The sequence below is a fragment of the Rhodoferax sp. MLSD5-FHT05B10 genome, from assembly GCF_058793415.1.
Genome location: NZ_JBXAFT010000018.1, coordinates 1 through 11,565 on the forward strand (window position 1 = coordinate 1; position 11,565 = coordinate 11,565).

The 11,565-nt window shown below is 65.7% G+C and carries 7 protein-coding genes and 1 other RNA gene; 2 read left to right on the plus strand and 6 right to left on the minus strand.

Annotated features, from left to right (window positions below; all coding sequences use genetic code 11):
* The coding region (gene dnaX / locus AC1Q5W_RS16600) for a DNA polymerase III subunit gamma/tau (protein ID WP_492704276.1) at positions 1–1,235 on the minus strand (1,235 nt) is incomplete at its 3' end.
* A 115-nt stretch (positions 1,236–1,350) separates the two neighbouring features.
* On the opposite strand from dnaX, the gene ffs reads away from it, so the two are divergent.
* Positions 1,351–1,447: signal recognition particle sRNA small type (ffs, locus tag AC1Q5W_RS16605), an RNA gene on the plus strand.
* Positions 1,448–1,704: 257 nt separating this feature from the next.
* On the opposite strand, the gene AC1Q5W_RS16610 is transcribed toward ffs, so the two are convergent.
* On the minus strand, positions 1,705–2,361 hold the full coding sequence (locus AC1Q5W_RS16610; RefSeq protein WP_492645675.1) for a DUF4276 family protein: 657 nt from the start codon (positions 2,359–2,361) through the stop codon (positions 1,705–1,707).
* Positions 2,358–3,584, minus strand: a complete 1,227-nt coding sequence (locus tag AC1Q5W_RS16615) for an AAA family ATPase (RefSeq protein ID WP_492645674.1) — start codon at positions 3,582–3,584, stop codon at positions 2,358–2,360. The genes AC1Q5W_RS16610 and AC1Q5W_RS16615 overlap by 4 nt, the downstream gene beginning before the upstream one ends.
* A gap of 508 nt (positions 3,585–4,092) precedes the next feature.
* Between AC1Q5W_RS16615 and AC1Q5W_RS16620 the strand changes: the two genes are divergently transcribed.
* Positions 4,093–4,644, plus strand: a complete 552-nt coding sequence (locus AC1Q5W_RS16620) for a cytochrome b (RefSeq protein ID WP_492645673.1) — start codon at positions 4,093–4,095, stop codon at positions 4,642–4,644.
* Between the two features lie 79 nt (positions 4,645–4,723).
* Here AC1Q5W_RS16620 and AC1Q5W_RS16625 read toward each other — a convergent pair whose 3' ends face one another.
* From AC1Q5W_RS16625 to AC1Q5W_RS16635, 3 genes are all read right to left on the minus strand, one after another.
* Positions 4,724–5,989, minus strand: coding sequence for a TIGR03862 family flavoprotein (locus tag AC1Q5W_RS16625; protein WP_492645672.1), 1,266 nt, complete (start codon positions 5,987–5,989; stop codon positions 4,724–4,726).
* Positions 5,986–9,375 carry a UvrD-helicase domain-containing protein gene (locus AC1Q5W_RS16630; RefSeq protein ID WP_492645671.1) on the minus strand — a complete coding sequence of 1,130 codons (3,390 nt, stop codon included), beginning with the start codon at positions 9,373–9,375 and terminating at the stop codon, positions 5,986–5,988. The genes AC1Q5W_RS16625 and AC1Q5W_RS16630 overlap by 4 nt, the downstream gene beginning before the upstream one ends.
* Positions 9,372–11,565 (minus strand): PD-(D/E)XK nuclease family protein (locus AC1Q5W_RS16635; RefSeq protein WP_492704277.1); only part of this gene is annotated, 2,194 nt, incomplete at its 5' end. The genes AC1Q5W_RS16635 and AC1Q5W_RS16630, both read right to left, overlap by 4 nt.

The window sequence follows — 11,565 nt, forward strand, 5'->3', positions numbered from 1 at the left end:
GGCGCGGGCGCCGCGGGCGGGCGGGCGGGAGCTGCCACGGGCGCTGCGGCCACGGGCACACGAACCGGGGGGCTAATTAGAGTTTTTTTTTCAGCCGTTGGCGTTGCGCCTTGGGGCTTGAACGCCAGCATGCGCAGCAGCACCATGGTCAGCGCGGCGTATTCGTCGGGCGCCAGGCCCAGGTCCGCACGGCCGTGCAGGCAGATGCTGTAGAGCAACTGTGTTTCGTCCGCCGGCATCAGGGCCGCAAGGCGGGCGGTCTCGGTGGCCTCGGGGTCGCTGTCGTCATCCGACGGCGCACCAGCCGCAGAACCGGCACTCTGCGCCAGGGTCTGCACCACGGCCATACGTTGCAGCACGGTGGACATTTCTTCCAGCGTGGAGGCGGCGCTCAGGCCGTTGAGGCGCAAGGCCTCCGCGGTTTCCACCACGGTTTTGCCGTCGCCCACAGCCAGCGCCTCGATCAGGCGGAACACGTAGGAACGGTCCACGCTGCCCAGCATCTGGCGCACCGTGGCCTCCTGCAGCTGGCCAGAACCAAAGGCAATGGCCTGGTCGGTAAGGCTGAGGGCGTCGCGCATGGAGCCGCGCGCGGCGCGGGCCAGCAGGCGCAGGGCCTGTGCCTCGGCGCTGACCTGCTCCACCTCCAGCACCTTGGTCAGGTGTTCGCGGATGGTCTCGGGCGCCATGGGCCGCAGGTTGAACTGCAGGCAGCGGCTCAGCACGGTGACCGGCACCTTCTGCGGGTCGGTGGTGGCCAGCACAAATTTCAAATACTCGGGCGGCTCTTCCAGCGTCTTCAGCATGGCGTTGAACGCCGTGTTGGTGAGCATGTGCACCTCGTCGATCATGAAGACCTTGAAGCGCCCCTGCACCGGCTTGTAGACCGCCTGCTCCAGCAGGGCCTGCACCTCGTCTACGCCGCGGTTGGAGGCGGCGTCGAGCTCGGTGTAGTCCACAAAGCGCCCGCTATCGATGTCGGTGCAGGCCTGGCACACGCCGCAGGGCGTGGCGGTGATGCCGCCCGTACCATCTGCGCCCTGGCAGTTGAGCGACTTGGCCAGAATGCGCGACACCGTGGTCTTGCCCACGCCGCGGGTTCCAGTGAACAGGTAGGCGTGGTGCAGCCGCTGGGTGGTGAGCGCGTTGGTCAGCGCCTGCACCACGTGGTCCTGCCCCACCATTTCGGTGAAGTTGCGCGGACGGTACTTGCGGGCGAGCACGAGATAGGACATGGGAGGAGATTCTATGTGGTGGCAGGACCGCCCCCGGCCTGCCGACGGAAATCTTCCGCGTCCGGCACCGCCGCCGTCCGGACGGCGAACCCCGAATTCGCCTAGAATAGACCCCGACGGGCCCTCCCGCATGGTGAGGCGGCCAACCGGGTCAGGTGGGGAACCAAGCAGCCCTAACCGCGGAGCCAGTGCCGGGGTCGGGGTCCGTCACCTTATTCACAAAGCCAATATTGACGCGGGTTCCACACCCCGTTTGGCTTGCAAATTCGCCCGAAACAGGGCGAACTTAAATCCCCACTCTTCGTTGTTGGCAGCCCTGCCGGGAATTGCTGCTCTTCACCGTCGCTGGCGTTGACTTGCAGACCCAACGGGGACTATCGATCGACATCAGTCAATTACCCAATGCGTGTCACTGGGTCATAGCGGTCATCTAAAGCTGCTCCACTTCAAGACTGCTTCCGACCCGTTACTAGACTTTCGCCCGGAAGTGGAACTTTTTCTTCTTGATGGGCGGTAATGCAGGTTGCAGACTAAGCGCGGATATTTTTCCAAGCATAGCCTTGAATGACGGGGAGCGGCTTTGTGCAGCTTTAGTTGTTACGCAAGGCCCCATCTTTTCCGCCCATGCGACTTTGTTGCCACCATCGTCACCAATGATCTCTCCAAACTTTTCCCAAGTTCCGCAAATAGAGTCTGGCACAAAGGCTCTAGCAGCTACCATATCGGCGTTCGGGTAGGCGCGTTTGACAGCCTTTAAATCCCCAAGATAAAAAGCTTCCATCTCTTCCGTGGCGACGCTGATTTCCACTTTCAAGTCGGGCGCGCACATTACTACCGTTTGAGAAATCCTTGTGAGGAGCTCAGAAGGATCATCGTCATCTGCATCCACCAGAATGAGTATCCCGTCGGAGTGTTTGTTTAGCGTATCTGCAAAAGCCTTCAACTTAAAAGGAAGCTGATCCAACAGCCCCCTAAGTTTGGCATTTGCCCTGGCATTCTTGGCGGGAAGAGCGCCTTTTCCTTGATGCGCGTGAACTCGGATGGTCTGAGTTGACTTCAGTTTACTCACCCAACCATCGAAAAAAGCCACCTCCGACGGACCTTCCACCATGATGTGCAGCGTCATTCCGGTGCCCCATCATCAAAGTGATTGCTGTACCACAATGACCCGAGCGGAATGCCATTGTTGTTCATCGCCGCAACAGTGGCAACATCAGCAGCGTTGATGGCTTGGGCATGCCCATCTGGCCCCTTTCGAATTAGCCACACCTGCGACGGTTTTAGTGCATCGACAAAATAGGGCGAATGGGTTGTCACGAGCATTTGCGTGGAAAGCGCAGCATTTGCAGTGCGGCTGCTGAACTGACTTGCAAGGCGCTCTACCAGCCTCACATACAAACCGTTTTCGGGCTCCTCTATGCCGATGAAGGGCCGTGGATGAGGGTCTTCTAGTAACACGGCATAGGCCAACATCTTGAGTGTGCCGTCCGACATGCCATGCTGGAAAAACGGATCCTGGTAGCCTTCCTCATCGAACTTCAGCAGGAGCCTCTTGTCCTTGCTGACTTCAGGCGTAATTTTCTTCAGGCCAGGAATGGCTTTTGCCAAGCGCTTGAGGATAGCGCGGAATTCCTTGGGGTTCTGCCTCTGGTAGTACTGCAAAACGTTGCCAATGTTGGCGCCTTCGCGGTCGAGCCACCTTTGCGCTCCGGCGGCAGGTAGCACACGTGCAGCACTTGGCACGAAATACGACAAGTACCATTGCTCGACATAAGTTCTTAGAGCTACGATCCGCGGGTGTTCAGACAGGTTACCCAGGGTGGCAATGCCCAACCTGTCGAGATTCACCAAGTCAACTTTTTGTGAAATCCGGGATTCTGTAGCCTCCCCTACTGCTTGGCCGGCCCATACCTTCCCTTTCCCCCTATTCAGTTTAAGAAAATAGTATGGCTTTCCAAGAGTATGGCCTTCGCGACGCTGTCGGCATGTTTCTGCTACTGCAGCAGGAACGCCAGCCACATTGTCGACAACAAGCTGGTAGACGATGGGCCGGTCTGGGTCGTCAACCTCAAAGAATATCTCAAAAGATATGGGGCCTTTTTCTCCTTGGGTGCGCAGCCGATCAAACCCGCCGCGCCAAGGTTTGTCGCATGCGGCCTCGACACCGTCCAGCAGGCAGTCGGCCACGAAGCCGAACGCGTCGAGCACTGTAGACTTGCCGGAGCCATTTGGGCCAATGAGACACGCCAATCGAGGAAGAGGTGTCCCTTTGCCATACTGAACTTGCCCCAGCTCAACGTTTGCTAGAGCCCGATAGTTTTTGATATGAATGCCAAGGAGACGAGCCATTGAAATTCCAAGTAAATAAAGGAGCATTTGGCCGCGTGGAGTGCATGACAGCCGTCTGGAAGACGGGTGAAGCTTACCGCAGTCTTTGTTGCAATGGAGGCATCGGAAGGCGTGTCCCAATTTCAGTCGTGTGCCGTCGAGGGTTTGAAGACCGTCGACCAGATGCATGACTTGTCATACTGCCCGTATCTGTGGGGCTGCGGGTCACTTAATTTCCAAGAGCGGAGTTGATTGAGATGCCGGATTTCATCAAATCCGAAGATTGCGGTCAAGTGTCTGCTTCGACCCAAAGCACAAAGTGCCCGCAAAAGTCCGCTTTGGCCAAGAAGCTGACCGCATGAGCTGTTTTGAGATGCCTGCTTTATGCTGATATATGCCATTCACAAGCGGATGAGATGATCGGTCGTTTTGGACCCCTTGCAGCCAGCAGATTCCCCGCGCAGTAGCGGCCTTCAGCCCACCTTAAGCTGAAGACGGCACCATACGGACAACTTATCAGGAGCCTTATATGAACGCCATCCAGACACCCAAACGCTTTAGCGGCCCATCCATCACCCTGCACTGGCTCATGCTCGTGCTGCTGGTGGCCGTGGCCGCCAGCATGGAGCTGCGCGGCATGTTCCCCAAGGGCGACCCGATGCGCGAGGCCTTCAAGACCTGGCACTACATGCTGGGCATCTCGGTCTTTGCACTGGTGTGGCTGCGCCTGTTGCTGCGCTGGGTGGGCCCGACACCGCTGATCCAGCCCGCACCGCCAGCCTGGCAAAACGCCCTGGCCAAGCTGATGCACCTGGGGCTTTACGCCCTGATGATTGGCCTGCCGCTGGTGGGCTGGCTGATTCTCAGCGCCAAGGGCAAGCCCGTGCCCTTCTTCTTCGGCCTGGAGCTGCCCCCGCTGATTGCCGAAAACAAGAGTGCTGCGGAGTGGATCAAGGAGCTGCATGAAGCCGGCGCCACCATCGGCTACGTGCTGGTGGGCCTGCATGCGGCCGCCGGGCTGTACCACCACTACGTGCAGCGCGACAACACCCTGCAGCACATGCTGCCCGGCAAGGCTTGAGGCTCGCCTGCAACCCCGCAAGGGGTTGCAGCGCTATGATTTCAATAGCTGTCTGCGCAATGAATACGGCTATTGCAGCCTATTTTCCTTGCAAATACTGCAAGACGCCCTGCCCAGCACGCCGGCCACTGGCAAAGCAGGCGGTGAGCAAATAGCCGCCGGTCGGGGCTTCCCAGTCCAGCATTTCGCCGGCGCAGAACACGCCGGGCAGCGCCTCCAGCATCAGCTGGGGCGTGAGCACTTCAAACAACACGCCACCGGCCGTGCTGATGGCTTCGTCAATGGGCCGCGCCGCCACCAGCGTAATGGGCAGCGCCTTGATGGCCGCTGCCAGCTGCGCGGGGTCGGCCATGGCTTCCTTGGACAGCAGCTCGTACAGGATGCCGGTCTTGATGCCTTCCAGGTGCAGACGGCTCTTCAGATGGCTGGAAAGCGAGCGCGTGCCGCGCGGGTGGCTCACCTCGGCCAGCACGCGCTCGGGTGCCATGTCGGGCAACAGGTCGAGCTGGAATGTGGCGCTGCCGGTGCGGATGATCTCGTCGCGCAGCAAGGCAGACGCTGCATAGATCAGGCTGCCCTCGACGCCTGTGGCCGTGGCCACGAACTCGCCCTTGCGCCCAAAATGCACGCCCTGCGCGTTGGTCAGTGCCAGCGCCACCGACTTGAAGGGTTGGCCGGCAAAGCGGCTGGCGAAGTGCTCGCTCCAGCCGCCCTGCACATCAAAGCCGCAATTGGCCGGCAGCAGGGGCGCAACAGCCACGCCACGGGCCGCCAGCAGGGGCACCCAGGCGCCATTGGAGCCCAGGCGCGCCCAGCTGCCACCGCCCAGCGCCAGCACCACGGCGCGGGCCGCAACCTGCACCGGGCCCTGCGGCGTGTCGAAGCACAGGGTGTTGTTGGCGGCCCCGGCGGACTCGGCCCAGCCGGTCCAGCGGTGGCGCATGTGGAACTGCACGCCGGGGCCCTGGGCGGGGCGACGCAGCCGCTGCAACCAGGCACGCAACAGGGGGGCGGCCTTCATGTCCTTGGGAAACACCCGCCCGGAGGAGCCGACAAAAGTCTCCACCCCCAGGCCCTGCGCCCAGGCGCGCACGGCACCGGCGTCAAAGTCGCGCAGCAGGTCTTCGATGGCCGAGCGGCGGGCGCCATAGCGTTCCGCAAACGTGTCGGCCCCCTCGGAGTGGGTCAGGTTGAGCCCGCCCTTGCCGGCCAGCAAAAACTTGCGGCCGATGGAGGGCATGGCGTCATACAGATGCACGGGCAGACCGGCGTCGGACAGGACCTGGGCGGCCATCAGGCCGGCGGGGCCGCCGCCAATGACGACAACGGGAAGTTCAGAGTTCATGGAGTGGGTAGTTCTATCAAGGTGCCTTGGGCGGTCAAAAACGCGGCACGTACGGGTTGTCCGGGCTGGGTCTGCGCCACCGCCGTGCGGTAGGCCAGCAGTTGCGCGCACAGCGCGGGCTGCAGCTGCGGCTGGGCGGCCGATTTGTAGTCCAGCACCCACCATTGTCCCTCACCACCGCCGGCTTCACCCCGGCGCTGCACCAGCCGGTCGATGCGCAGCATGCGCCCTTGGTGCACCAGCCCCACTTCGTTGCCCGCCCAGGCAAGCTGGCCAGCGTCCCACGCCCAGGCGCCCTCGCCTTGCACAATGGCCTGCGCCATGCCGTGGGCCATGCCGGCCTGCTCTGGCTCCAGCGCAAATTCACGGGCCACGGCGTCCAGCTGCTCGGCCGGCCACGGCTGCCCGGCACGGACGGCGCCCTGCACCGGCAGCCACTCCAGCAAACGGTGCATGGCCTGGCCGATGCGCGACTCCAAGCTGTCGGCGTCCTCGGCTGCCGCCAACGCGCCTCCCTCTTTTGCTATTGTTTTGCTAGCTGTCTGCGCAATGGATACGGCGCCTGCAGCCCCATTTGGCAATGAAATCAGGGTGTAGGTGCCCGGCACTTCCATAGTGCCAGCGTCCACGGGCGCAGCCGACGGAGAAGGCGCCTGCCACGGCGCGTCCTGCGCCTGCTCCTGCAGGCGCTGCCACCAGCTGGTCGGGCTGCCGCGGTGCGGCTCCAGACTGGAGACCACCAGCGTGCGCTGGGTGCGCGTCAGCGCCACGTACAGGGCGTTGAGTTCCTCACGGTTGCGCGCGGTCTGCTCGGTGGCCAGGGCATCGGCCACGCAGGCCGGCGGGTTCGATTCGCTGGCCAGGAACACAAAGCGCTGCGGGTGGGTGGCCTCGCCGGGCCAGTCCACCAGCACGCCCATGGTCTGGGCCTTGAGGCCTTCGCCGTCGGTGTCGAGCATGAGCACCAGCGGCGCTTCCAGCCCCTTGGCGCCGTGGATGGTGAGCAGGCGCACGGCCTGCGCGTCGGCCCGCACCGGCGCCTGGATGCCCCCGGCACGCAGTGCCCGCACAAAGGCGTAGGCCGTGGTGTAGCGCCCGCCATCCACCTGCAAAGCCGCCGACAGGAGCGCGCGCAGGTTGGCCAGCACGCCTTCGCGCTGGTTGGCCGGCGCGGCGGCGGCGTAACGGGCCAGCACGTCGCCGTCGCGGTAGATGGCGCTGAGCGCATCGTGCGGCGGCAGGGTGTCGACCCAGGTTTTCCACTGCGAAAGCACCGCGCCCACCGGGGCCAGCGCGGGGGGCAAGCCGGGCGCCTGCTGCAGCACCTGCAGCCACGGCACGGCAGGGGCACGGTCTCCGGCCGCACCGTCTTCGGGCTGGGCCGCGGCCTGCAGGGCACGCTGGCACAGCACCAGCTGCACCAGGTCGGCGTCGCCCACGCCAAACAGCGGCGACTTCAGCGCACGCGCCAGGGACAGGTCGTGCCGGGGCGACACCAGCGCGTCCAGCAGGCCCATCACGTCCTGCACCTCGGGCATGTCGGCCAGCTCGTTTTTTTCGGGCTGCTGGGCGGGTATGTGCAAGGCGGCCAGCTCGGCCTGCATCAGGCCCAGGCGCTCGCGCTTGCGCGCCAGCACCATCACGTCCTTCGGTCGCACGGCGCCAGACTGGAACTGCTCGGCCAGCCAGCGCGCGGCCTGGCGGCACTCCAGGGTCTTGCGGGTTTCCTCGGCCACCACGCGGGGGGTGGTGAGGGAGTCGCGCCAGCCGCCAGCCCCTGCAGAGCCCTCGCCCGCCGCATCCGCGGCGTCATCGGCAGCGGCTTCCCGCGCAATGCGCGGCAGCCTGAAGAGGTGTCCAGCCTCTGTCGACTCGGTGCTGTGGGCGCGGTAGCCGTCAAACTCGCCCGCCGCCTGGGCCTGCTCCATGACCTGGTTGACCAGCCCAATGATGGCCGGCGCGTTGCGCCGGGTGTGGTCGCAACTCAGCAGATCGCCACCCAGGCCCTGCGCCACAAAACGCTGCGCCGCCTTGAACACCTGCGGCTCGGCGCGGCGGAAGCGGTAGATGCTCTGCTTGGGGTCGCCCACCAGAAACACGCTGGGCGCCTGGCCCGCGCCGGCATAGCCGGAAAGCCAGGCACTCAGCGCCTGCCACTGCAGGGGGTTGGTGTCCTGGAACTCGTCGATGAGCAGATGGCGCACCCGCGCGTCCAGCCGCTCCTGCACCCAGCCGCTGAGCACGGGGTCCGACATCAGCACCAGCGCCGTGCGCTCCAGATCGCCCATGTCGATCCAGCCGCGCTCGCGCTTGAGCTGCGCATACTCCACCACCAGCACCCGGGCCAGCCGTGCCATGCGCTGCTGGTGCAGCCAGGCCTGGTGCTGCCCTTGGGCCGCCACCACGCGCAGCACCTGCTCCTGCGCCTGGCGCACGGTTTCGATACCAACCACCTTGTCGCTGAACTTGCGCGCCGCCCCGGTCTTGGTGAGCAGCGCCTCCAGCACGGCGGCCCCGTCGCCCTGCGTCACCGCCTGCTCCAGCGCAGTGGCGGCCGCCACGCAGGTTGCCTGCGATGCGGCACCCAGCACGCGGGCGGCGTCGCGCAGCAGACCCTGCACGACCGGCGTGGCCAGCAGCGCCTCGGGCGTGTCGACGCCGGCAAAGTCGGGGTACTGCTGGGCAAAGGTCTGCACCGAGGCATCCACGATGCCCTGTTCATCGGCCAGCGCAAACTCCACGCGCTTGGACAGCGCTGCTTCCAACGCCTTCTGCGTCTGGCTGCGCCCATGCGTGGCCACGGCGTCCACATAGTCCTGGCGCGCCTGCGCGTCACCGGCCACGCGGGTCTGGAAACGCGGCCAGGCCTGCGCCACGGCCTGGGCATCGTTTTCCAGCAGTTCGTATTGGGTGGGCAACCCCAGGTCGCTCAGGGCCTGCAGCGGCGCGCTGCGCAGCAGGGCGGCAAACCAGCTGTGGAAGGTGCGTATCTGCACCGGGCGCCCGGTGTGCAGCAAGGTCTGGTGCAGCGCACGCAGCGCGGCGAGTTGCGCGCTGGTGGGCTCCTGCGTGAAGCCGCGGTGCAGCAGCTCCTGGCGCAGGTCGGCATCGCTCTGGTGGGCAAACTGCAGCAACCACTCGTGCAGGCGCTGGCGCATTTCGCCGGCGGCTTTCTTGGTGAAGGTAATGGCCAGGATTTCATGCGGCGCGCTGCCCTCCAGCAAGGCGCGCACGATGCGCGAGACCAGCATCCAGGTCTTACCCGCGCCGGCACAGGCCTCCACCGCCACGCTGCGCTGCGGGTCGCAGGCAATGGCATAGAAGCGGGCGCGCTCCACAGTAGCGCCGTTGTGTTCAAAGGCGGCCAATACAACGGGCGCAGTCATGTGGCCTCCCAAAAGTCTTTGCGGCACAGGCCACGGGCCTGGCAGTAGTCACAGGCCAGACCGTCGCCCAGGGCCGGCAACGCCGCCCCCTGCGCGATGCGCTCCATGTCGTGCAGGATGCCCTCCACCAGGGCGTCGCGCGCCTCAACCACGTCCGGCTGGGGGTAGGCCTTGGTGGCATCGCGCTCGCCCACGTTCACGTAGGCGGCCTGCACGGTGTCGTGCGGCAGCAGGGCGGCGTAGAAGGCAATCTGCGTGTCTTCCAGCGGCTCTTTCACGCGGGCGCTGGTGCGGGCGCTGGGCTCGGTCTTGTAGTCCAGCACCTGCAGCGTGCCGTCGGGCAGCGTGTCGATGCGATCGATGCGCCCTACCAGCGTCACCGCGCCAAGGCGCTGGGTGTGCGCCGTCTCGGCGCTGGCAAACACCGCGCCGGTGGCCTCCTGCTGCGCCAGCCAGCGCAGGTAGCCGTCCCGCACAGCGGGCCAGGCAGCGGCAAACGGCAGGAACTCGCCCTCGGCCAGTGCCATGGACTGCGTGGTGGCCTGGCTGGCGGCATCCAGCAAGGCGCACCGGGCCTCGGGCGCCAGTGCGGGTTGCAGACGCAGTTCTTCGTGAAAGCGCTTGAGCACCTCGTGCAGCCACAGGCCGAAGTCGCGTTTGTCGACGGCACCTTCGAGTTCATCCACCGATTTCAGGCCCAACTGGCGCAGGGCAAAAAACCGGTAGGGGCAGGTGCGCAGATCATCGTAGGCGCTGGCCGACAGGTGGCCCACCGGCACCCGCTCGCCCGTGGGCAACGGCCGCGGCACGGGCGCGGGGGCGATGGGCCGGCCCACGCGCGGATCATCCGCCTGAGCAGAGTCGCCACGATCCAGCTGCTGGATCTGCACCAGCGTGCTGGGCAGCAGGGTCTCGCCAGCGTCGTCGCTGCAACGCCACAGCACGTCGCAAAAAGGGGTTTGCAGGGCATGGTTCCAGGCGGCCACCATCTCGGCCTGCAGCGCCTCCCGCGACGGCAGGCCCAGCACCACGCGCTGCGGCGGCGTCCAGCCGCCGGCCGGTTCGGGCGAGGGGTTGAAGCGCACCTCGTCGCAACCGGCCAGCACCACCGCGGCAAAGGGGCGGCCCAGCATCTGGCTCATGGGCAGGATCACCACCTGCTCGCGCTCGGGGTATGGGGGTGAAAAACTCGCGCCCTCCAGCGACTGGTTCACCCAGGCGGTGAACTCGGTCAGGTCCATGCGCCGGGGCGCCCACAGGGCCTGCCCCAGCAGGCTGCTCCACGCCGGCAGGGGCGATTCGGCCAGGCGCAGTGCCGCCAGCACCTTGGTGCCCGCCAGATCGGCCTGCAGCGCGTCCCACACGCCGCTGGCCTGCAGGGCGGCGCGCAGCGCCTCCAGCCAGTGCGCCAGCGTGCGGCTGCCTTGCAGCCGTTCGCGCACGCTGCCGATGCGGGCGTGTGCCTGCAACAAATCGGGCGCCTGCTGCAGACCGGGTGTGCCGACGACGCTGCGCCAGTCGCGCACCTGGTCGCGGCGCAACACCGCTTCCAGCGCATCCACCACCGGTGCAAACGCCGGCGCCCCCTTGAGCCAGGCCAGCACCGCGTCCGTCGAGGCATTCCAGACACCAGCCTTGAGCAGCGCCATCACCTGCGCCGCCGCCTGGCTGGTGGACAGCTTCCAACCGTTTTCGTCACGGATCTGCACGCCGCCGTCTTCCAGCATGGCGCGCACGCGCCGGGTCAATGCCCGGTCGGAAGACACCAGCGCCAGCGGGAAACGCCCGGCGGCAATGTGCTGCAGGGCGCAGGCCGCGGCGCGCTGGGCCTCGTCTTCGGCATCCTGGCAGGCGTGCCAGGCCAGGCGGGAAGCGGCACCCGGCAACGCCGGCACGTCCGTCCGGGGCAGCAGGGCCAGCGCAGCCAGTTTGTCGCCCCAATAGGGTTGCAGCGCCGCAGGCAGCGGGTCGGCGGCGAAGCCCTGCACAACCAGCAGGCAGTCCAACCCCGCGCGCACGGGGTCCTCGAACAGTACATCGCTGGCATATGCGGACGCCGCCGCCCATTCCACGGCAACGCGTGCCACGGCGGCTTCCAGGGCCAGTGCCGGGCCATCCATGCCCAGCAGGGCGCCGTGCCGGGCCGTTTGCGCCCACACGGCACGGTCCGCCGGGTGGCTGGCCGCGGCC

Excerpts from the sequence above, each read along its gene's own strand:
- AC1Q5W_RS16620 (WP_492645673.1), top strand. The coding sequence starts at position 4,093 with ATGAACGCCATCCAGACACCCAAACGCTTTAGCGGCCCATCCATCACC.
- AC1Q5W_RS16615 (WP_492645674.1), bottom strand. The coding sequence starts at position 3,584 with ATGGCTCGTCTCCTTGGCATTCATATCAAAAACTATCGGGCTCTAGCA.
- AC1Q5W_RS16630 (WP_492645671.1), bottom strand. The coding sequence starts at position 9,375 with ATGACTGCGCCCGTTGTATTGGCCGCCTTTGAACACAACGGCGCTACT.
- AC1Q5W_RS16625 (WP_492645672.1), bottom strand. The coding sequence starts at position 5,989 with ATGAACTCTGAACTTCCCGTTGTCGTCATTGGCGGCGGCCCCGCCGGC.
- AC1Q5W_RS16610 (WP_492645675.1), bottom strand. The coding sequence starts at position 2,361 with ATGACGCTGCACATCATGGTGGAAGGTCCGTCGGAGGTGGCTTTTTTC.